The sequence below is a fragment of the uncultured Fibrobacter sp. genome (genome assembly GCF_900316465.1).
Lineage (GTDB): Bacteria > Fibrobacterota > Fibrobacteria > Fibrobacterales > Fibrobacteraceae > Fibrobacter.
This window is the reverse complement of the sequence record NZ_ONDD01000018.1, coordinates 60,583-81,630: the sequence shown is the minus strand read 5'-3', so window position 1 is coordinate 81,630 and position 21,048 is coordinate 60,583. Positions and strand designations below refer to the sequence as shown.

Genomic DNA, 21,048 nt, shown 5'->3' with positions numbered 1-21,048 from the left:
ACGACAGAAGATATCGCAGCTATCGCGAAACTCTGCTATGATAATAATATCCCAATCATCCCTCGCGGTGCCGGTACCGGCCTGACAGGAGCGTCTGTCGCTATTCACGGCGGTGTCATGATCGACATGCAGAAGATGAACAAGATTCTGGAGTACGATGAGGATAATTTCGTCGTCCGCGTACAGCCCGGAGTCCTTCTGCACGATCTGGCTGAGGACGCTCTTGGCAGAGGCCTCCTTTATCCCCCGGATCCGGGTGAGAAGTTTGCGACACTGGGCGGAAACGTATCGACCAACGCAGGCGGCATGCGCGCTGTCAAGTACGGCTGCACAAGAGATTATGTGCGCGCTATGACCGTAGTACTTCCTACAGGTGAGATCATCAAGCTCGGCGCTACAGTTTCCAAGACCAGTACAGGTTATTCCCTGCTTCATCTGATGATCGGTTCCGAAGGAACTCTCGGAATCATCACAGAGCTCACGCTGAAAGTCATCCCTGCTCCGAAGGAGACAGTATCCCTGATCATTCCTTTCGAGAACCTCGACGACTGCATTGCGACAGTTCCGCTTTTCATGAAGAACCGTCTGAATCCTCAGGCTGTCGAGTTTATGGAGAGAGAGATCGTCCTTGCTTCCGAGAGATTCATCGGAAGAGAGACTTTCCCCAAGTCCTTCGGCGGTGTGGAAGTCGGCGCATATCTGCTCGTGACATTCGACGGAGACGATTTCGACCAGCTCAATGACTTGGTAGAGAAGGCGGCGGAAGTGGTCCTCGAAGAGGGCGCCATCGACGTTCTTGTAGCGGATTCCCCCGCCAAGAAGCGCGACGCATGGGCAGCGCGTTCTTCCTTCCTCGAGGCGATCGAAGCTGAGACAACATGGCTTGACGAGTGCGACGTCGTTGTTCCCGTGACCAAGATCGCGGAGTATCTTAAGTACGTCAAGTCCACAGAGGACAGATACTGCTTCAAGATCAAGAGCTTCGGCCATGCAGGCGACGGCAACCTTCACATCTACGCATGCGGAGATGACACTGTTGATGAGGCAACATTTAAGAAAGACGTCGAAGTCTTCATGAAAGACATCTACGCGAAGGCAGCGGAAATGGGCGGCCTGATCTCCGGCGAGCACGGAATCGGACACGGCAAGATGGAATTCCTCGCGGACTTCTCCGGCGATGCCCAGATGCGCATCATGGAAGGCATCAAGCAGGTCTTTGATCCTAAGATGATCCTGAACCCTGGCAAGGTATGCTACAAGGTTCGCTGATCGGAGCGATTGGGAGTTCCCGCCTTGAATGGCGGAGGTGAATATACTTATCCGTTACCGGAAGCACTCACAAAAGAGAACTCCGGACAGAAAAGCGGTGTAACTGCGCGTGCACCGCTTTTCTTTTCAAGCAAAGGAGAAAAACAATGCAGTTTGTTCACTTTATTCTTGCACTGGCTCCGATCATCTGGCTTATGGTCGCTCTCAGCGTCTTGAAAATGCCGGGCTACAAAGCCTGCATTATTACTGTTATCATCACAGCGATCGAATCTGTCGCGATCTGGAAGTTCAATCCGGTCTTCATGCTCACTGCGGCGCTCGAAGGAGCCCTCAACGCGCTGTGGCCGATCTGCCTTGTCATTGTCGCGGCGCTGTTTACGTATAACCTCAGTCTTGAAACCGGCGCAATGGAGAAGATCAAGAAGATGTTGGCGAGCGTCTCGACGGACCAGCGCGTCCTCGCTCTTTTGATCGCGTGGGCTTTCGGCCACTTCATGGAAGGCATGGCAGGATTCGGAACCGCAGTCGCGATCCCTGCAGGAATCCTGATCGCCCTCGGCATGGAGCCCCTTCCGGTCGTAGTAGGCTGTCTTGTGGTCAATTCGATGCCCACAGCCTTTGGCTCCGTAGGTGTCCCTACTACCACAATCTCCAATATCACCGGGCTCGATGTGGTCAAGCTCTCGGGAGACACTGCCAAAATAGAGCTGTTGATCTTCGCTATGCTGCCCTTCTTCCTGATATTCATTATTGGAAAAGGCTTTAAGGCCTTTAAGGGGATGATCGGCATGATCATCGTCGCGCTTGTATCCTTCCTCCTTCCCATGTTTATCTTTGCAACTTTTGTGGGACCGGAGCTTCCGGATATCATCGGCGCGATCTGCAGCATGGTCGCCATCGTGGTCTTTGCGAGGATGAGAAAGGGCGAAGTGCCCGAGGAGTACAGGGCGAAGGCTACACAGAGCGCGGATTCTGAAGGATCTCTGACTCTGAAGGAGGCAGTTATCGCATGGGCGCCTTTCCTTCTGATCTTTGTCCTGCTCGTTCTGACAAGTCTTGTTCCTTTCATCAAGCAGCCCCTGTCAGCGATCAAGAGCAGCTTCCACATTTATCTGGGGAATCCCGATTCCAAGCTGACTTTTGCCTGGGTCAACACTCCCGGCGTGATCATCATCATCTCTGCCGTGATCGGCGGACTGATCCAGGGAGCTTCTGTTAACACACTGCTGAGCGTGTTTGGAAGAACTGTTAAGAACAATGTCAAGACAATAGTCACGATCATGAGTGTTCTCGCAACTGCCAAGATCATGGGATACGCGGGTATGACGCCTGACATCGCGGCCTTCCTGGTAACTGCTACCGGCAAGTACTTCCCGTTTATCTCTCCTCTGATCGGAACCCTCGGCGGCTTCGTCACCGGCAGCGGCACATCTACCTGCGTCCTCTTCGGACCCATGCAGGCTGAGACCGCAGCCGCGATCGGATCTGATCCCTCCTGGCTCGTGGCGTCCAATACCTGCGGCGCGGGCATCGGCAAGATGATCTCCCCTCAGGGTATCGCCATCGGCGCAGCCAGCGCGGGCCTTACCGGTCAGGAGAGCACGATCCTCTCAAGAGCGATCAAGTACTGCGTAGTATTTGTCGTCGTGGCGGGCGTGCTGTGCCTGGTTACCTTCGGCGGTGCCGCGTTAGTCTACCTGGTGTTGTGGCTGGTGCTGCCGTGCGAGCAAGAGCCCGCGCAGTACGGTCGCGACCCTCACCGAAATCTATGACTACTTCCGCATTTTCTGGGCGAGGGTCGGCACCCCGCATTGCCTGAAATGCGGGAAGCCAGTGTCTTCGTACAGCGCGGGCGACCTGATGCAATACGCCTTCGACCGCGACTTGAATAAGAAGGTCACGGTGCTTGCCCCGTTTGAAATCAAGGATGTGCTTAAGCTTTCCAAGATTCTCACGGAAAAAGGCTATCGCAAGGTTTACCTCGGCGACAAACTCGTGGAACTCCCGTTGCCGAAAATTCCGACCCGCGAAAAGCAATTGTTCGCCGTCGTCGATACGGTCGTGGTCAAGGAAGAAAACCGCGCACGCCTGGTAGAAGCCTTTGAACGCGGCTACCGCGACGGCAACGGAATCCTGTATGTAGAAGACGAGAAGGGTGGACGCCTCGCGTGCTCCGAAAAACCGGGCTGCCCCGATTGCGGCTGGTACATGGATTCAGCACTGAACCCCAAGCATTTCAGTTTCAACACGCACTGGGGCGCCTGCGAAACTTGCCTTGGCCTCGGTCACTTTAAGGATGGCGAAGTTTGCCCGGATTGCCATGGCGAACGCTTGAAACCGGAATATCTGGCGGTCCGCATCGGCGACAAGAACATCATGGATGTGAACCACATGAGCATCGCCCAGGCGCTCGAATGGTTCAGCAATGAAAACTTCAAACGCGACAACTTCGGGAAGGATAAAAATCCTGATGGTAAGATGACGGTCGCCGAACCCTTGCTCCGCGAAATTGTGGGCCGCTTGAACTTTCTCAAGGGTGTAGGCCTCGGTTACATCGGTCTCGATCGTGCGGGCGACACGCTTTCAGGCGGTGAATCCCAGCGTATTCGCCTGGCGAGCCAGATCGGTAGTGGTCTCGAAGGCGTGCTTTATGTGCTTGACGAACCCACGGTGGGCTTGCATGAAAGCGATACCGCCATGCTCCTCAATACGCTTTACCGCCTGCGCGACCTCGGCAATACGCTCGTGGTGGTGGAACATGACATGAAGATGATGCAGGCGGCGGACCATATTATCGATATGGGCCCGGCGGCAGGCGAGTTCGGTGGCGAGGTCGTTGCCGAAGGTTCTCCGGAACAGCTTTCCAAGCCTTATGCCCTGCAACAGTTCCCTCGCAGCGAAACGGTCAAGTACCTGACGCATACCATCCCGATGGCAAACGAGATTGCGGCGAAGCCCATTACCGATTCCACGGAATTCTACGAATTCGAAAAGTTGAATCACAACAACCTTAAGAATTTGTCTGTAAAGTTCCCGAAGGGCGCCATCAGCGTGGTTTGCGGTGTGTCTGGCTCGGGCAAGAGTTCCATGGTCATGGACGAAATTTACCCGCGCCTCAAGAAGAAATTTCAGGCTCGCGGTCGCAAGAAGCAGAACGGCGAAGTTCTTTTGGTTGACCAAAGCCCGATTTCGGGAACTCCTCGCAGCACGCCCGCGAGTTTCACGGGCGTGTTTGACGACATACGCAAGCTATTCGCCAAACTGCCGCAAGCCAAGTTGAAAGGCTTCGACTACGGGCGCTTCAGTTACAACTTGGCTCGCGGCCGCTGCGAGGCCTGCGAAGGTCGCGGCGCCATCTCGGTCGAAATGCACTTCCTTTCGGACGTGTGGGAAGTCTGCGATGTCTGCGGCGGCAAGCGCTACAATCAGGAAACGCTTACCGTGACTTTCAAGGGCAAGAATATCGCCGACGTGCTCGACATGCGCGTGGCCGAAGCCTGCGAGTTCTTCAAGGACCAGCCGAAAATCTTGCCGAAGCTGGAATGCTTGCGCGATGTGGGCCTCCCGTACGTGAAACTCGGACAATCTGTCACCACCCTCAGCGGCGGCGAATCCCAGCGCTTGAAATTGGCGGCGGAACTTGCCCGCAAGCCCGCCCAAGAAATGGTTTACCTGCTCGACGAGCCGACTACGGGACTCCACCTCAAAGACATTCAGATTCTCTGGAACATGTTGCGCAAACTTTCTGCCCGCGGTGATACGGTTATAGTCATCGAACACCACCCCGATATTATTCGCCTTTCGGACTGGAAAGTGGAACTTGGGCCTGTTGGTGGCGCGGAAGGTGGTCATTTGCTCAAAATGGGGGCAAATCAGAACTAAAACCGCTGCCAATGTGAGCGGAAAAAGAAATGTTTTTATATTTCGTTTAGAAATGTAAACAGGAGAAAATATGTCCTTTAAACGTATGCTTCCGCTTTTGTTGCTGTTGCCGATTCTGATTTGGGCAGCGGACAGTGACAAGAATTTCAGGATTGCTCCGACTATGTTCAAGGAAGGCGTCTTGATGGAGCCTGTCGCCAATATGGCGATTGTCAAGAAGGAAAAAATGATCTTGTCGGAATCTCCGATGGTTCCGCTGCGCCCGAACATCATGTTCATGCGCCACAAGAAGGGGCCTAAGGAATATCTCTGGTTCTCCGGTCCCGTTGATGTCAAGAATTTTGAAAGACTCCATGCTTTTAGTTTGGCTGAAAACTACCTGAAACCTGCTGAAGTAATGCTGTTGCGTTTCTATGGCTCTCAAACCTCCAGGGCTTTCCAGGACGAAGCAGACATCTATTTTGATAAGGAATACCTTTATTCTCCGCGTGTGCCGAAGCTTTACTTTAGAAAAAATGGTCAGTGGCAGATGATTCAGGAAACGGAACGCCCGGGCATTATTTCTATCAAGTCCGACATTAAGGGCCTCGAAGCGATTTCGATTTCTGTGCCCATGAAGGAAGTTCCGTCTTTGGTTTATCCGCTTAACCCGGGTATGTATGCGTTCTCGCTTTCGGCTCCGAATTACCTGCCGTATGTGGATGCCATTTCTGTTCCGGGTGGCTCTATGGTTGAGCTTAAACCGCAATTGCCGGTTGTAGATACGGCCTCCAAGGTGAAGGCTACGACCTCTGTCACCTTGCATGCGGTTGCCGTTGCCAAGACTCTCGAAGAAACCGAACACCTGTTCGATGTCCTTTCTCGTGAAGTCCAGACCACGGTTGAAAAAGTCGACACGAACGAATTTGACAAGATTTATCCGCCAATTCGCAAGCCCCTGCTTCTCGGGGTGTCTTCCGATGACAGCGTCTATATTAAGTACCGCAAACGTTACAACGGCAAGCGTGAAGAAGCCAAACTTTACTGGCGCATGAACAGGATGGGTTCTGCAAGTGCCGTAAATGTCGCCCTTCGCCGTAAAATTGATAGTTTGCAGGCCCTTCCGCACCGCGTGTCGCTCGTGCCGACTGCTATTGACCCGGTTTACGACGAAAACGCCTGCGAAGAGGTGATTGATTCTGCCGCAACCTTGGCTGCGCTGAAACAGGATTCCATTGCTAAGGCTAATGCTAAAAAGGTGGCTGCCAAGGACTCTAGCGCTAAGGATTCTGTGGCTGCTCCGGCTGAACCGCCTGCACCGAAGACAAAGCGTGTCTGCAAAATGAAGGCTGTTCGCATTAACTATGGCCGTCAGGGTGACCGCTATGATGTTTCCTGGGTGGGCAATGCCGAAGGCTATACTGCAGATTCGCTATTGGTCTTGCTTAAGGGAACTCCCTCTCGTGCCTTTTTCTCTATCGAAAGAAATAAGCCGGTGTGGATTTACCATGAAGGAGACTTGAAAGGTCGCCATCATTACCGCTATCAAAAGTTTGAATTGGTCGTGAAGGACAAGCCGGTCGCGAGCCATGGTTCCTTTGAACTTCCGTCGTACATTTTTGACGAGCCCGAAGTTCAGGAATGGCTGAATCGCCCGATTGAAGAAGAAGCCCATAAGGTGCAGGAACCCCAAGCTAAGACCATTAAGGTGGACGACAACGGGGCTTCCCTTGATGTTTCCATGAAGGTTCCGCGCGTCATTCGTGACCGCGACCGTGGAACGGTGGCCTTGATTGATTCTGGTACCTTCCGTTACAAGGGCAAGGTCGTTGCCTTGTCTCCGTATGCCATCCACACGACTGAAGTGACTCAGCAGTTCTTCAAAGACGTGATGGCCAAGATTGATTCTACGAAGCGCATTAAGGATCGTTCTTCCTTTACGGGTGCCCGTCATCCGGTGCACAACATTACATGGAACGATGCTCAAGCCTTCTGTAAGGCTATCGGTGGCGACCTGCCGACCGAAGCCCAATGGGAATTTGCTGGCCGCGCCGACAACAACGAAGGCGCTCTTTGGAACCTCGACGAAAACCCGGATCCGGGTGTGTACGCCATTTACAAGGCGAACTCCTATAGTCTGGGCAAGAAGAACCCTGCATACGGTCCGCAGCCGGTAAGCACCAAGAAGTCCAATGCCTGGGGTATCTTCGATATGTCGGGCAACGTTGCCGAATGGACTCGCGACAAGTACTTCATGTTCTCTGTCTGGGTAGAATCTTCTAATCCGACGGGCGCCATGATGGGGTCTTCTAAGGTGTACAAGGGTGGTTCCTGGAAAGACAAAGAAAGTCTGCTGAACCTGACTGAACGTGATGATGAAGATCCGCGTTACTGGTCTGATGCCATCGGTTTCCGTTGCGCATTCCCCAGGGATCTTTTTGAAGGAAAATAATGTTTAAAGGAATGCGTCTATTTAAAAAGCTTACGGCAATTCCGTATCTGCTTGTTATTGTTGCTTTGTTCATGCCGTTGGCCAATGTTTCTTGCGCCGACGACGTGATTGCCGAACCTACGCTTTATGAGCTCGCCTCGGGTCTTGATTTGCATCAGGAACTGAAACAGCCTGCTCTGGGTATTCTTGAAAAAATGGAAACGGGTAACCCGAGTGCCATGGAAAAGTTCCGGCAGACGATGCCGCATTTCCCGCAAATGGAACCGGTTCCGTTCCTCTATGTGATTCTTGCGGGGGCCGTGATTGCAGGCTTGTTCGCGTTAATCACTCCGCTAGGCTCGATTACCATGGGCATGCTGACGATGGTCTCGCTCTGGTTTTTCCTCTCGAAACTCGGGCAAATCAATTCTGCCATGGGTGTTTCGCTCTTGAAGGTGGAACCCGGCATTGGCATTCATGCGGCCTCCTTCATGATTCTGATAGGAACCGCGATGAACCTCGCGACAATCATCCGCCCGATTGTTGAAGAACTCAAGGCGAAACGCGCCGCGAAGAAAAAAGCGGCGTAAAGGAATAAGCCAATGAAAGCTTTGTTGATGGTAGGAGCTCTTGCGCTCTTTATTGTGGCATGCTCTGAAGATTCCAGCTCCAGTTCATCTGAAACCCCGTATGATTCCGCTCCGACCTATGACAATACCGCATATTGCCATGACAAGTATGGCATTACGGAAGATGATTCCTGGACTACTGAAATTTCCGACAGCAGTTACATCGTAGATGAACTCTGCAACTACATGTCGATGTACATGCGCGATATGTTTGCGTTCTTTGCAAACTGTGTGTCTTCGAGTTACAGCAAATCCAGTAATCGCATCAATATGCGAATCACCACGGAAAGCGGGAATAAGTCTATTTGGACCGATATCTCCGGGTGCAAGCATAGGATTGGAAGTGACGGCGATTTCGAACCCTGGGTGGCCTCTTTGAATGATTGGACGTTTGATGATTGCCTTTGCAAAGAAGAAGATGGCGTGGCCTATTATTTAAAAAAGAGCCCGAGGCCAGTTGAAGAAAGCTCCAGTTCCTTGCCGGCGAGTTCAGAGTCCTCGATGGAAAGTTCATCGTCAAGTGAAAAAATGTCGCAGCCTGCGCAGAGTTCCTCTTCCATGAGCAGCTCCAGCGAAATGCAGAAAGATAGCTCTGAAACCGAATTCTCTTTTATTGAAGAACAATGTACAAGAGAAACAGCCAATCTGAAAGTTCTTTATGACGGAACTTATTATGAATGCGAGTACTGGTATTTAAAATGGACGAAGGTTGATGAAACTTCTTTGCTGCCGCCAGAAAAAGAGGGGAAAATCTGTAAAGAGGATTTGTTCAATACGATGGAAGTGTATGGCAAAGATTATTATGTCTGCGAAACAACAAATGCTTGGCGCTTGATGAAGGGTGTCGAATCTGGCCCGTACAGATATAAAGATAGCCTTGGAACCTGCGATACGATTTCCAACAAGATTCTTCACTGGAGCGAAGCGGATAGCGCATTCTTTGGGTGCGCAAATGTGGATGGGGTGGAAGATTGGATGAGAATCATTGTGGAACCGTGGCCCACCTACCTTTTACCCCTGTCCTTTGATAGAGAAAAAATCGCGGGGCAGAGCCTGGGAACTTCCACGTATACGGTGACTATTGACGGAATCGAATACCGCTTTAATATCGTAATTAATGGAGGCCAATATAATTTTGTCCTGACGCATGTGGCTATTGACGGCGTTGACTATGAAGCGAGTACGCGGAGCCGGCAGATATTCCTGCACGGGGAACTTGGAACCGATACTGTTTTGCTGAATTCAATTCAAGATGTGAGTTCCTCGTTCGGTGATTTTTATGCGGGATGGAAAGAACGCATCAGTCAGGATTGCCGTTGCGGTGGTTACACCTTTGAAGTGGAAGATTCCAACGTGTCTGTGGTACGCTATAAGGATGGCGTCTATATGGATTACGAAACGGCCAAGGTGTCATGCCCTAGGGGCTACCATATTCCCGATACGACGGAGCTTATAAGCAACTTGAAATATGGAACATCCACGCTTGAATTCCGGAACGACGCCCCGATAATCTGGTACTTTGCGCCTAACGGGAAAGCTAATTGCTCAAAGAGTTATAAAATATATGCGGATGTGTTTTGGACAAGTACCGAAAAGGATTCCGAAACGCAATATTGCTACGAAACCGCGATGGACGGAGTCGTTATGAAAGAAAAGACATCGCGCGTTGTAGAATGTCCCAAGGATTTGTATCCTATGGTACAAACCCTCTGTATTCAGGATAAATAAAAAAAAACTCGCCTCTGGGGGCGAGTTTTTTTTAATGATATCGTAATCGCGATTACACGTTGAACAGGAAGTACATGATGTCGCCATCCTGTACCACGTAGTCCTTGCCTTCGGTGCGGACGAGGCCTGCTTCCTTGGCGGCATTCCAGCTGCCATGCTTCAGGAAGTCGCTGTAGCTCAATGTTTCGGCGCGAATGAAGCCGCGTTCGAAGTCGGTGTGAATCACGCCTGCGCACTGAGGGGCCTTGTAGCCTGCATGGAACGTCCAAGCGCGGCATTCCTTTTCGCCTGCAGTAAAGAAGGTGCGCAGACCGAGGATTTCGTAGCCCTTGCGCACCACGGCGTCGAGGCCCGATTCCTTCATGCCGAGTTCCTTGAGAAATTCGGCCTTGTCGGCGGGTTCCATGGCAGAGAGTTCTTCTTCGATCTTGCCGCTGATCATGATGACTTCGTGGCCGTTCTTGGCGGCGTATTCCTTCAGCTGGTCCACGTAGGCGTTACCGGTGAGGATGTCGTCTTCCTTCACGTTTGCGCAGTAGAAGAGCGGCTTTGCGGTCAGCAGGGCCAAATCCTTCACGATGAGTTCCATTTCTTCGCTGTCGTGCATCACGGTGCGGGCGGCCTTGCCTTCCTGGAAGGCGTCGCGGAGCTTTTCGCATGCGGCGAGGCGGGCCTTGGCTTCGGCACCACCCATGCGGGCGGCCTTGGCTTCGGTAGCGAGGCGCTTTTCGACAGAGTCGAGGTCCTTCAAAATCAGTTCGGTTTCGATGATTTCCACGTCGCGGACCGGGTCTACGCTGCCGTGCACGTGCACGATGTTTTCGTCGTCGAAGCAGCGGATGACTTCCATGATGGCTTCGCATTCACGGATGTGGGTCAGGAACTGGTTGCCGAGGCCTTCGCCCTGGGCAGCTCCCTTTACAAGGCCTGCAATGTCCACAAATTCTGTAACGGCGGGAACGATGGATTTCGGATTGTATACCTTGACCAGTTCGTCGAGGCGGCTGTCCGGCACGCTCACCATACCCACGTTCGGTTCGATGGTGCAGAACGGATAGTTGGCTGCTTCTGCGCCGGCGTTGGTGATGGCGTTAAAGATGGTGGACTTGCCCACGTTGGGGAGGCCTACGATACCGCATTTAAAACCCATGATAATCTCCAGTTTTGGCGGCTACATGTCTGCCGCACGTTTTTTTGCGATGTAAAGGTAGAAAAATGCCCTTGGAGGCAGTCCCATGAAAATCTAAATTTACGCCCGTTTTTAAGGTATGGTATGGCAGGGCTCTCATCAAAGACGAACATAGATATGCTGAATGGGCCCCTCGGGAGAAAAATCCTGAGGTTTGCCATTCCTATTGCCTTGAGCAGCATTTTCCAGCAGATGTTCAACTTGGCAGACGTTGCCGTGGTGGGACAGTTCGCGGGCGACAAGGCTTTGGCCGCCGTGGGGGCGAACACCTTCGTCATCAACTTGCTAATCAACTTGTTCGTTGGCCTTTCCGTCGGGGCGAACGTGGTGGTGGCCAATTCCATTGGCGAGCGCAGTTACCGTTCCGTGACCCGTAGCGTGCATACGTCGGTGATGGTCGCTTTCTTTAGCGGAATATTCCTTTCTTTTGTAGGTATCTTTTTTGCAAGGCCGATTCTTGAGTTGATTTCAACTCCGGCAGACGTGTTGGACATGGCGGTGCGTTACCTGCAAATCTATTTTGCGGGCATGCCCTTTGTGATGGTCTACAACTTTGTGTCGGCGGTCTTGCGTAGCAAGGGCGATACAAAGCGCCCGCTTTATGCGCTTATGGTGGCGGGTGCGGTGAATGTGGTGCTGAACCTAATTCTGGTAGCAGGCTTTGACATGGGCGTGTCGGGCGTTGCCATTGCAACCGTGATTGCAAATGTCATCAGTGGCGTTACTTTGTTCTACCTTCTGTTGCATGAGGTGGGGCCATTCAAGCTGGAATTCTGGAAACTTCGCGTGACGCCCTTCTTCTTGAGCCGCATTCTACGAGTAGGAATTCCGACAGGGCTTCGCGGCGTCGTGTTCTCGTTTAGCAATGTATGCTTGCAGTCTGCTATCAATAGCCTCGGTTCTGCCACGGTGGCAGCTTCGGCCGTGGCGCTGAACTATGAATTCGTGGTGTATTACTGGCTCAGTTCCTTTTCTCAGGCGTGCGTTACCTTTGTCGGGCAAAACTATGGCGCGAAGAATATGGAACGCTGCCGCCGAACGGTCCGCTGGACGCTCCTGCTGGGCTGCTCTTCTACAATCGTGCTGAGTGCGCTCTGCTGCATTTTTGCCAAACCCATGCTGAGCGTGTTTACGTCAAACGCCGAAATCATTGAAATCGGTTCTATCCGTATGTACGTGGTGGTGGGACTCTTGGCCATTAACGTGTTCCTGGATGTATTCTCGGGGGCGCTTTCGGGAATGGGCAAGTCTCTGGCTCCGGCCCTTACCTGCATGGTGGGCGTATGCGGAATCCGTATTCTCTGGGTGATTTTCGTGTTCCCCCAGTACAAATCTTTCGCTTCGTTGATGGTTGTATACCCGATAAGCTGGATTCTTACGATATCTGTGATTATGGGAATCTATTTCTACCACGTGAAGCGTATCAAGTTTTAGTATATTTCGGACGATGCGTTACTTTAGCCTTACTGCTTTATCTTTTGTATTAGCCCTTTCGGCTTGCGTTTACGAGCCGGAACAGTTTACGGAGTCTGAAACCTCCAATGAAAAAACTGACACGGGTTCGATTTTTGCGGTGAACGGTGGCAAGCAAATTTGCAACCCTTCCGTTTCCCAGGATCCTGAAAATTATCCGGCAGCAATGCTTTGGCTGAACTTTGGCGGCAAGCTGAATGTAGAAGCCCCCGATTCGGTGTACACGACTTCGAAGGTGGTGCAGCATGACCGTCTTTCGGTGTCCGATACGTCGGGTAAGATTCTTTGGTACTTGATGCGCGATACCGAAGCGGGCGATTGCCAGTTCCAGGACCCGGAATGGAGTACGCACCCGAATTATGTCGTTGCCCTTAGAGGCTTTATGGCTAAAGGCAGCAAGTCTTGCACGGATATTTTGGACTACGGAATCTTTGCTGCTCGCATGTCCGACAAAAAACAGTTCTTCTTCTACGACAAGGACATTAGCGAATTTGCCACTCCGCACTTGTGGGTGAACCCCGATGCCGTGCGCGATTCTTCGGCAGATGATTCCAAGATCGAAGGCTTCTTTGGCACCAATGAGGTGCGCCTGGTCTATGTGAACAAGAAAGACCAGATTGTATTTGTGGACTACGCCAATGGCGGAACCAAAAAGGCTGTTACGCTCAAGAAACCGTCTGGTGTCGATGGCTGGATGATGGATAGCCCCATGATTTCGCCGGATGGCAATTATGTGGTCTATAACGTCATCAACCCTTCGATGACGGGTTGGCGCTCCTTTATTCAAGAACTTTCGAAGGATGCCACTCCGTTTGAAATCGAAAAAACTTCCGGTATGATTTCTGAGCCGGTTCAGCCGCACTGGTTTACTTTTGCTGGCCGTCTTTTTGTGGTGTGGGCGGAATTCCCGCAAGGTTCGCAGTACGTGAACAAGAATGATTTGTCTGATGCGTCGGTGCAAAATGGTAGCGCTGGCCGTACGGTGATGCGTGAAATCAAGTTGGCTGCCAATGCCCCTGCAGATCTTGCGTTTGAATGGGTGGACAATGCTAAAGAAATTGCCTCGATCCCGATGATTGGTGGTCGCTCGCCAGATGGCTTCTTCTTGGCGACCGGTGCGAACAATGGTTATTTGCTGAAACTCCCGTGAGGTAAAAGATGAAGAAGAATTTATTTAGCGGGATTTTGTCTGGCGTTGCCTTGGCTGCTGTGGCAGGTGGCGCGTTTTATGCCGGTTTTAATTCGCCTGTAGATGTGGCGACTCCGTGGCAGTCTATTGGTGGCTGCGGCGCTGGTGGCTCCGGTGGCGGTTCTGGCGATGGTATCAAGTGGATTGGCCAGGGTGTTTCTGGCGGTTACCTTGAAGTCGAAGCGTTTACCAAGTACACGGTCGGTCAGAATTTTACGGGCGTCTCGTTTACTCCGCATCTGTCTATCAAGCCTACGTGGTCAACCAAGCTCGGTGTGTCTATTCCGTGGACAAGCCATAGCGGCGAAGTGCAGTACCGCAGTAACCAGATTCCGGCAGATCGCACCACGGGCGGCGTGGGCGATGTGTCTATTGACTTTAGCAAGACAATCGGTAGTGGTGGAGCCGCATCGCTGTCTGCAAGTCTCTCCATTCCGACAGGTCAGTATGACATCAAGCGCGGTACTGATTCCGGCAAGGAACTTTTGCCGAGCAGCTTCCAGAAGGGCTCGGGCCTTTATTCGCTTACGGTGGGCTGGGATTATAGCCGCGATACCGACAAGGGTATTTGGCTTTACGGCCTCAGCTACACGCACCCGTTTGCCATGCACTTGATTTCGGGCGAGAACGAATTCAACGATTCTTACTGGAAGGACATGGAACATAAGGGCGACCGCTTTGAATACCGCTTTAAGCCTTATGGCGAAAACGATTTGGGCGCCTACACTCCGCCTTCTGTGGGCGGTTCCATCGCTTACGGCTATCGTGGCCGTCCGGGAATCGTGCAGAGCTTCGGCGTGAATTTCTCCGTGCCGCTCGGCGTCGCTTGGATTAATTCCGAAAAGGTCGGAACTTACGACCCGCGCCCCGACCCCGATCATCAGGCTTGGTCTGTGGCTTTTGCCTACGGCATCGAATTCTCGAACGCGGACTTCCCGGTGTTCCTCGCAGTCTCCTTGCCGTTGCACGACAAGAGCAATGCGGCTGACCCCGACGACGAATACGACGAAAGCCCCATGCGCAAGTGGGATACTCCTGACTGGTCCGATTTCGGTCAGCAGTGGACTATCGCTGTCGGCATCAAGGGAAGCTTCTTCTAATTGAAAATGTGAAATTGAGCGGCTTGAAGAGCCGTTCTTTTTGTCTAAGCTCGCGGGTGCGTCTTTTTGAAGGCAGCTCGCAGGCGTTCTGCATTTACATGAGTATAAACCTGAGTGGTGGAGATGTTCGAATGACCGAGCATCTCTTTTACGCTCATAATCTCGGCGCCATTTTCGAGCAGGTGCGTCGCAAAGCTATGGCGTAGCACGTGCGGGCTGGCTTTGCCTTCCCAGCCGATTTCGCGCAGCAGGTGCTGGATGTCGTTTCGGAGCGTGCGCAGGCCGAAAGGCTTGCCATCTTCGCTTAAGAATACGTAGCCTGTGGCGGTCGGCAGGTGCCCTGCCTGCATTTGCATTTGTTTGTAATTTGCGATGCGGTCGATAAAGCTTTCTGTCAGTGGAACGATTCGTTCCTTGTTGCCCTTGCCGAGAATGCGCACAAGCTTTGCGCTTGTGTCGATGCGGTCCCAGGTGAGGTTCTGGCATTCCGAAATGCGCAGTCCTGAACCGTAGATAAGTTCAAGCAGGATCCTTGCACGTACTTGCTGGAGTGTGGGGTTTGGAATGTCCGGGAATTTTTCTTCGGCCAAATCCTTTTGCCCAAGAACATTCACCAAGCGTTTAGGGCGCTTGGGCATGGGAACGTTTTCGGCGGGATTCTTTTCAAGAATCTTGCTCTTGACCAGGTACTTGCCAAAACTCTTTAAGGCGGCCAGGTGTTCGCAAATGCTTGTGGGGGCAAGTTTCTGCTTCATCTTCAAGTCCCACACGAAGGTCTTGATGCTGGACTCCGAAAATGCGTTGAGCGGAAAAACGCTAGAACCTTCGCCGAGATGTTCCAAAAATTTTGTGAGCGACTTGCGGTAGGTGTCTATGGTACGCGGCGAAAAACGTCGCCGGTCCGCGATGTAGCTCAAATATTGCTCGATGTGTTCCGAAAGGTTCATTTAAAATGCTTTTTTACTGGTCTGCGAAACAAAAATAATCTATCTTGAGGGGCAAAGTATGACATTAGCGAAAAATTCTGTTTGTATTGCTTTAATTGCTGTTGCGAGTTCTTTTGCCGCCGATCGTGTGGTTGGTGCGAATGCGACCTTGGATATTGAACCGGGTGCGCGTTCTGCCGCTTTGGGTTCTGCGACGATGGCCGTCGATGGCGATTACCTGGGGCTCATGTCCAACCCCTATCAGCTTGCAAATGTGAATTATGCGTGGGCTTCTTTTTCGCATACCGAATACTATGAGGATACAAAGTATGACTACGCTTCGGCGGTGGTGCCGCTGGGTGCAGGTCAGGGTTTAGGAATTTCTTTTTCCAGATTCGGTGCCGACGATATCCCGTACATTAAAGAGGGCGAACCTCTGCCAGAAGGATCCAACTACAATACTCTTTCCATTGCGGACTGGGTATTCTCGGCAACCTTTGGCCGTAAGCTCACGAAACGCTTGGACTTAGGTATTGGATTCCACGGCCTTTACCGTGAAATGGATCAGACCGGTTGGGGTTTCCGCGGCGATGCCGGACTTCGCTTTAATGCGGTCGATGAACTTTATTTGTCTGCCCTCTTGAAGGGCTGGACGTCTTCGGCGACCAGTTGGGAATCGGGCGAGTTCGAATATTCTTCTCCGGAGCTGTATATCGCTGCCAGTTATGGACTTCCGGTGTCTTACCTGTATGGCAAGTTGAACCTGTATTGGCAGGGCGCAGAACTTTTGCACCGCGAAGCTCGCGACTTGGATTACGAAATGGACAAGTCCCGCGGCAAGCGCGTGTGGGAAAATCCGCTGGATTGGCTGTCGGGTGGTCGCGGCGGTATCGAATATACGTTTGATTTCGGCCTTTCGCTCAGGGCGGGCCTTTCGAGCTTTACCACACTCCAGAGCGTGACTGCGGGTGCGGGTCTTGTTATTGCAAAATTTGTAAAAGTCGACTACGCTTTCGAATCGCACCCGGTGCTTTCTCCGGTGCATCGCGTGAGCGTCAGTATCAGCCCGTACTTGTTTGGCCATGCGCCTAAGCCGGGCACGCCGGAAGCAACTCCGGTCCGCAGCAAGAACCTGACTGAAGAACCCGATGACGAATCCTCTTACGAGGATATGGAACGCGAACCCTACGAAGCTTCTCGTGCTACAGAAACCGCTTCCGAGCAGTCCGCTCCGGCATCTGAATCTGTGCAAGACCAGGCCGCGCCCGAGGCTCAAAACGAAAGTCCGGCTGCCGCTTCGTCGCCCGCTCCTGCTCCGGCTAAGAATGCCATCATCGAAACTGACGACGAAGTTTTAGAGTAATTTGGGGCAGAAACCGCGATTTTATCGAGTTTAGGAGCATTTTTTGGTGATAGGTCGCACACGTTGAACTATAATTAGGCTATATTTTTACCATGCCGCAATTAAAGAATTATCGCGAAGTTGGAATTTTTGATTTGATGTCCGCCCCCCTGAACCCGATTGGGGCGTTTGATGCCGAACAGTTTAAGAAAGATGTTCGCGATCTTCTCGCTGAAAAGCCTGACGAAAAGTATTTGGCCGTCGATTTGACGGGTCTCGACTTTGTCTATAGCGACGCATACAATGCCTTTATCCAGTTCCAGCAGGAAATGGATGACCGCAAGGGCATTTTTGCCGTCCTTACCAATAACCAGACGATTCTTGTTGGCCTCAAAAAGGCTGGTCTTGACAAGAGCATCATGGTCTTTGCTTACGAAGAAGACTTGATGTCGTTCTCGTTGCAGGCTCAGTCTCCGGCTGCTGCTGAACCCGATGTCATTGAAGTGACTCATGACGAGCAGGTTCCGGTCGCATCGCAGAACATGGGCAGCACCATGGGCTCTATCGAAGGAGCTCCGTCTGCACACTTGGATCGTCGCACCGGTCAGCACCGCAGGTTTACCAAGAGCTTCAATGCGATTGCCAAGGAAGAACCGGCGGAAAATTCGAAGAAGAAGGGCCTCGATGTTCCGTTCGACGAAGAACCGTCTTCGGCCAAGACCGTGATCATTGTTGCCTTGCTTTTGTTGGCTGCTGTGGGCGGTGCCATCGCGATTTTCAGCCTTTAGTCCGATGCCTGTCGAGTTCCAAGAATACACACGTAAGCGCAAATCTTTTAATACTCAACATAAGTTCCCGTTAATCCGACTCGTGCTAGTGGCCGTGGCGGCTTTGACGGCTTATTTTTCGGGATTCGTCTCGAAAATTGCAAATGCGTTGCCGCTTCCTGGCAACGAAGAAGAAAAGCCGGTTGAAACCTGGGATTACCGCTGCAAACTTTATGGCGGCAAGCCGTTCACGATAAAAAAGAACTTGGCGCAGTGCTCATGGGTGCTGGTCGATTCCATTCCTGTTTCGCGCTTGCCGAACCCGTTCTTGCGTTACGTGGGTTCTCTCCGTAAGACAGAAAAGTCTAAACTCCACTGGATTGCCCCGATTGCAGATTTCGGTAATGCGTTACTTGTGGTGCATGAAGACAGCGTGCAGTCGGTGTATTTACGTTATATGAAACCGGATTCCAGCTACATATGGGTGTCCAAGAATACGGGGTGTAAGTTCCCTGGTGTGTGCCCGAGACTCCCGTTGGAATGGTCGGCGCTTTCGATTGACGAAGGCTTTGATTTTGAAGGCCAGGAATCATTGCTTGCGATGGATGTGTTTAGCGGTATCGGCGAGGCTCCGATTTATCCGGTGCTTGCCGGGCGCGTGCTCGAAACGGGTCATGATTCCCTTGGTTACTTTGTTGAAATTGACCATGGCTATAACGTGACTAGTAAAACATTGGGCATGGGCGCCCCCAACGATTCCTTGTCGGTGGGTGATACCGTTGGCGTGCAGTCGGTGCTGGGCAGGCTTTCTCCGAAAGATAGTGCGACCTTCTTTTTGTCGGTTCGTTTGAATGGCCAGTTCGTGCGTTGGAACGATTTTTACGCTTCGACGCATCCTGTCGCACTTGATTCGCTTGCGTCGTTTGAAAAGTTGAACGGTTTTTAATACCTTTGGTCTCATGAACCGTCTTCGCTCTAAATACATGGGTCTTGCTTTGTTGTGGATTTTGTCTGCAGTCGTGTTTTTTGCCGGCTGCGAAAAAGACACCGACGGTCCCCTGAATGTTTCTAAAGAAGACTTTAGCTACGATGGCGAAGGCTTTTTTGCCTATGCTCGCCTCGATTCCGGTAAGACGATTCACTTGTCCAAGGATACCCTGTATCTGGACATGGGAAAAATGTGGACGTTCTCGAATTGCGCCTTGAAGTCGATCAATCTGGATTACGACAAGGAAGATTCGGTCCTTTGGATTGCGCCGACGCTTTCGATTCACGCGACCGCCGAAGATTGTGCCGCCCCTTATTACCGCCCCGATACGACTCTCAAACTTTTGCTTTCGTCTAAGCAGATGTCCGGTATCGGTGTCATCAAGGTGAAAAACGATGCGGACACGTCGCTGGATTCCATTATCCTTCGTCGAGGAAGCCTTTTGAGAGATACGTTTGAAATGTATCTGGATTCTGCTTTTGCGGATGTGCAGGAATTCCCGCTGCGTACCAAAGACAAAAAGCATGGAAAGACAATTCCGACGGTGATGCGCGTGCTCGATTCCCTTACGCCGCGTGTGTTCTACTGGCGTACCATGAAGTCTACTTGCACGCACCGTGTGGACATGTGCAAAAAGACTGTGCCCGATACCATTTATCCGAGTTCATGGAACATTAACGATACGAACTTGGTGCCGGTGCATTACGCTTGTGCTGATTCCGATTCCGTGTACTGCATCAATTCCAAGTGGGAAAACGATTCGACGGAACTTGGTAAGCTGCAGGAACGCCCCGATACCATTTGGCATTATAGCACTTACTATACCGAAAAGATTCCGGAATGCGGAACGTTCAGCTACTTTACGATTAATACCTTCCAGGTTGGTGGACAGGCCCGCTTTATTCGCGAACTGTTTACGCCCGATGATGACGAATCGTTCTGCGGTCCGAATTCTAAAAAAGATTGGATGGTCTATAACCTGTCGACCAACAAGATGGTTGTTGATTCTGACAGCGTCACTGTTCTAGACTTTCTCTATAAAATCTGGAAAAAGGCGACGGTTGCGCCGGACGCCCCGAAAGAAAAATGATTGAATATTCCTATTCTCCCGAAATTGCCGAGGCGGATCGCCCGATTATCCTTGAATCCCGCATTTACAAGGAATGGCTTGAAAAATCTCAAGAAAAGTTTGTGGTGACCAAGGTCCACTTTGCATCGGTGGATTTTTTGCGCAAGGGTAGGCAACCGTTATTCATTAAGCTCGAAGCGACGGCAACTCTTCCGGATGGCCGCCCGGTGCATGGCATCGCTCTTGTACGCGGTAATGCCGTAGGCGTTTTGGTGGTGCTGCGTTGCGAAGGCAAAAAGTACTTGTTGCTGGTAAGGCAGCCGCGTTTTGCCATTAGCGAACAGGCTTCTCTCGAAATTCCGGCCGGCATTCTGGACTGGACGGGGGATTACCGCAAGGTGGCCTTGAGCGAACTCGAAGAAGAAGCTCAGATTAAGGCCGACGATTCCGAACTGATCGACCTCATGGATTTCTGGTACAAGGGCAAGAGTGACGGCTTTGCCGCCAGCTGCGGCCTTCTGGACGAACGCATTCGTTTGTATGCAATCGAACGCGATGTGACTCCGGAACAGTTGAAGGCTATGGATGGCAAGGACCAGGAATACACCGAAGAAATCGAATGGATTAAAACGGTGGTGCTCCCTTACGAAGAAGCCGCCCATGAATTTATCGATGGAAAGAACTTTATAGCGCTCTTCTTGTACGAACGCTGGCTGGAATCTAGACGCTAATTACCAGTTTCCGATATTATTTATCGTAAGTCCTAAGAAGAAAATCGTCAGGTAGCCGTACCAGAGACCTGTAAGAACGTAATTCAATTTACGCTTGTAGGCCTTGGGCTCGTTTTTATTCTTTTCGCGAATCATGAGAATGTTCTTGCGCAAAAAGTAGGCGCAACCAGCAAGACCGATTAGAGTAGCGAGAATCAAAAGTACGTAAGCCATGCGCCAAATGTAGTAATTACAGAATAGTAGGAAGTAATGTGAAATGTGCAATGAGAAATTAATCTCACATTCCACATCTCACATCTCTAATTGTCCGTTTTCGCCCTCATTTTCTGTTAATCCGGTTGCCTAGGCCCTAAAAA

17 protein-coding genes are annotated in these 21,048 nt (G+C 51.5%); 14 read left to right on the top strand and 3 right to left on the bottom strand.

Translation table 11 applies throughout. The annotated features are described in order from the left end of the window. The 6 genes from QZN53_RS08615 to QZN53_RS08590 all read left to right on the top strand — a co-directional run. Positions 1 to 1,269, top strand: a 1,269-nt coding sequence (locus tag QZN53_RS08615) for an FAD-binding oxidoreductase (RefSeq protein ID WP_163438602.1), incomplete at its 5' end; no start/stop codon positions are given. 146 nt (positions 1,270 to 1,415) lie between these two features. Further along, positions 1,416 to 3,041 carry an L-lactate permease gene (locus tag QZN53_RS08610; RefSeq protein WP_163438601.1) on the top strand — a complete coding sequence of 542 codons (1,626 nt, stop codon included), beginning with the start codon at positions 1,416 to 1,418 and terminating at the stop codon, positions 3,039 to 3,041. Positions 3,042 to 3,102: 61 nt separating this feature from the next. Next, positions 3,103 to 5,151: an ATP-binding cassette domain-containing protein gene (locus QZN53_RS08605; protein ID WP_294652539.1), complete on the top strand. Its 2,049-nt coding sequence runs from the start codon at positions 3,103 to 3,105 to the stop codon at positions 5,149 to 5,151. A gap of 70 nt (positions 5,152 to 5,221) precedes the next feature. Continuing rightward, a complete protein-coding gene (locus QZN53_RS08600; RefSeq protein WP_163438600.1) occupies positions 5,222 to 7,582 on the top strand; it encodes a formylglycine-generating enzyme family protein in 2,361 nt (786 codons plus the stop codon). Between the two features lie 11 nt (positions 7,583 to 7,593). Beyond that, positions 7,594 to 8,151, top strand: a complete 558-nt coding sequence (locus QZN53_RS08595; protein ID WP_294652535.1) for a hypothetical protein — start codon at positions 7,594 to 7,596, stop codon at positions 8,149 to 8,151. 12 nt (positions 8,152 to 8,163) lie between these two features. Continuing rightward, positions 8,164 to 9,918, top strand: a complete 1,755-nt coding sequence (locus QZN53_RS08590; RefSeq protein ID WP_163438598.1) for a hypothetical protein — start codon at positions 8,164 to 8,166, stop codon at positions 9,916 to 9,918. Positions 9,919 to 9,970: 52 nt separating this feature from the next. Here the strand turns inward: QZN53_RS08590 and ychF are convergent, their stop codons facing one another. Beyond that, positions 9,971 to 11,068, bottom strand: coding sequence for a redox-regulated ATPase YchF (gene ychF, locus QZN53_RS08585; RefSeq protein WP_163438597.1), 1,098 nt, complete (start codon positions 11,066 to 11,068; stop codon positions 9,971 to 9,973). Positions 11,069 to 11,191: 123 nt separating this feature from the next. Here ychF and QZN53_RS08580 point away from each other — a divergent pair, with 123 nt between their 5' ends. From QZN53_RS08580 to QZN53_RS08570, 3 genes are read left to right on the top strand one after another with little or no spacing between them, the layout of a single operon-like run. After that, positions 11,192 to 12,541, top strand: a complete 1,350-nt coding sequence (locus QZN53_RS08580; RefSeq protein ID WP_163438596.1) for an MATE family efflux transporter — start codon at positions 11,192 to 11,194, stop codon at positions 12,539 to 12,541. 13 nt (positions 12,542 to 12,554) lie between these two features. Then, positions 12,555 to 13,730 carry a hypothetical protein gene (locus QZN53_RS08575; RefSeq protein ID WP_163438595.1) on the top strand — a complete coding sequence of 392 codons (1,176 nt, stop codon included), beginning with the start codon at positions 12,555 to 12,557 and terminating at the stop codon, positions 13,728 to 13,730. Positions 13,731 to 13,738: 8 nt separating this feature from the next. After that, positions 13,739 to 14,869 (top strand): hypothetical protein, encoded by a 1,131-nt coding sequence (locus QZN53_RS08570; RefSeq protein ID WP_163438594.1) that lies wholly within the window; start codon positions 13,739 to 13,741, stop codon positions 14,867 to 14,869. A 44-nt stretch (positions 14,870 to 14,913) separates the two neighbouring features. Here QZN53_RS08570 and QZN53_RS08565 read toward each other — a convergent pair whose 3' ends face one another. Then, entirely contained in the window at positions 14,914 to 15,816 is a 903-nt protein-coding gene (locus QZN53_RS08565; RefSeq protein ID WP_163438593.1) for a tyrosine-type recombinase/integrase, read from the bottom strand. Positions 15,817 to 15,874: 58 nt separating this feature from the next. On the opposite strand from QZN53_RS08565, the gene QZN53_RS08560 reads away from it, so the two are divergent. From QZN53_RS08560 to QZN53_RS08540, 5 genes are all read left to right on the top strand, one after another. Then, the gene (locus QZN53_RS08560) at positions 15,875 to 17,158 is read left to right on the top strand and encodes a hypothetical protein (protein WP_163438592.1); all 1,284 of its coding nucleotides are present in this window, start codon (positions 15,875 to 15,877) and stop codon (positions 17,156 to 17,158) included. 92 nt (positions 17,159 to 17,250) lie between these two features. Next, positions 17,251 to 17,925: an STAS domain-containing protein gene (locus tag QZN53_RS08555; RefSeq protein ID WP_163438591.1), complete on the top strand. Its 675-nt coding sequence runs from the start codon at positions 17,251 to 17,253 to the stop codon at positions 17,923 to 17,925. Between the two features lie 4 nt (positions 17,926 to 17,929). Beyond that, positions 17,930 to 18,850: a M23 family metallopeptidase gene (locus QZN53_RS08550; protein WP_163438590.1), complete on the top strand. Its 921-nt coding sequence runs from the start codon at positions 17,930 to 17,932 to the stop codon at positions 18,848 to 18,850. A gap of 13 nt (positions 18,851 to 18,863) precedes the next feature. Continuing rightward, entirely contained in the window at positions 18,864 to 19,982 is a 1,119-nt protein-coding gene (locus QZN53_RS08545) for a hypothetical protein (protein WP_294652523.1), read from the top strand. Beyond that, positions 19,979 to 20,692 carry an NUDIX domain-containing protein gene (locus QZN53_RS08540; RefSeq protein ID WP_163438589.1) on the top strand — a complete coding sequence of 238 codons (714 nt, stop codon included), beginning with the start codon at positions 19,979 to 19,981 and terminating at the stop codon, positions 20,690 to 20,692. Before QZN53_RS08545 ends, QZN53_RS08540 begins: the two co-directional genes overlap by 4 nt. Here QZN53_RS08540 and QZN53_RS08535 read toward each other — a convergent pair whose 3' ends face one another. Beyond that, the gene (locus QZN53_RS08535) at positions 20,693 to 20,905 is read right to left on the bottom strand and encodes a hypothetical protein (protein ID WP_163438588.1); all 213 of its coding nucleotides are present in this window, start codon (positions 20,903 to 20,905) and stop codon (positions 20,693 to 20,695) included. Positions 20,906 to 21,048: the final 143 nt, after the last annotated feature.

Excerpts from the sequence above, each read along its gene's own strand:
- QZN53_RS08610 (WP_163438601.1), top strand. The coding sequence starts at position 1,416 with ATGCAGTTTGTTCACTTTATTCTTGCACTGGCTCCGATCATCTGGCTT.
- QZN53_RS08600 (WP_163438600.1), top strand. The coding sequence starts at position 5,222 with ATGTCCTTTAAACGTATGCTTCCGCTTTTGTTGCTGTTGCCGATTCTG.
- QZN53_RS08595 (WP_294652535.1), top strand. The coding sequence starts at position 7,594 with ATGCGTCTATTTAAAAAGCTTACGGCAATTCCGTATCTGCTTGTTATT.
- QZN53_RS08590 (WP_163438598.1), top strand. The coding sequence starts at position 8,164 with ATGAAAGCTTTGTTGATGGTAGGAGCTCTTGCGCTCTTTATTGTGGCA.
- ychF (WP_163438597.1), bottom strand. The coding sequence starts at position 11,068 with ATGGGTTTTAAATGCGGTATCGTAGGCCTCCCCAACGTGGGCAAGTCC.
- QZN53_RS08580 (WP_163438596.1), top strand. The coding sequence starts at position 11,192 with ATGGCAGGGCTCTCATCAAAGACGAACATAGATATGCTGAATGGGCCC.
- QZN53_RS08575 (WP_163438595.1), top strand. The coding sequence starts at position 12,555 with ATGCGTTACTTTAGCCTTACTGCTTTATCTTTTGTATTAGCCCTTTCG.
- QZN53_RS08570 (WP_163438594.1), top strand. The coding sequence starts at position 13,739 with ATGAAGAAGAATTTATTTAGCGGGATTTTGTCTGGCGTTGCCTTGGCT.
- QZN53_RS08565 (WP_163438593.1), bottom strand. The coding sequence starts at position 15,816 with ATGAACCTTTCGGAACACATCGAGCAATATTTGAGCTACATCGCGGAC.
- QZN53_RS08560 (WP_163438592.1), top strand. The coding sequence starts at position 15,875 with ATGACATTAGCGAAAAATTCTGTTTGTATTGCTTTAATTGCTGTTGCG.
- QZN53_RS08555 (WP_163438591.1), top strand. The coding sequence starts at position 17,251 with ATGCCGCAATTAAAGAATTATCGCGAAGTTGGAATTTTTGATTTGATG.
- QZN53_RS08550 (WP_163438590.1), top strand. The coding sequence starts at position 17,930 with ATGCCTGTCGAGTTCCAAGAATACACACGTAAGCGCAAATCTTTTAAT.
- QZN53_RS08545 (WP_294652523.1), top strand. The coding sequence starts at position 18,864 with ATGAACCGTCTTCGCTCTAAATACATGGGTCTTGCTTTGTTGTGGATT.
- QZN53_RS08540 (WP_163438589.1), top strand. The coding sequence starts at position 19,979 with ATGATTGAATATTCCTATTCTCCCGAAATTGCCGAGGCGGATCGCCCG.
- QZN53_RS08535 (WP_163438588.1), bottom strand. The coding sequence starts at position 20,905 with ATGGCTTACGTACTTTTGATTCTCGCTACTCTAATCGGTCTTGCTGGT.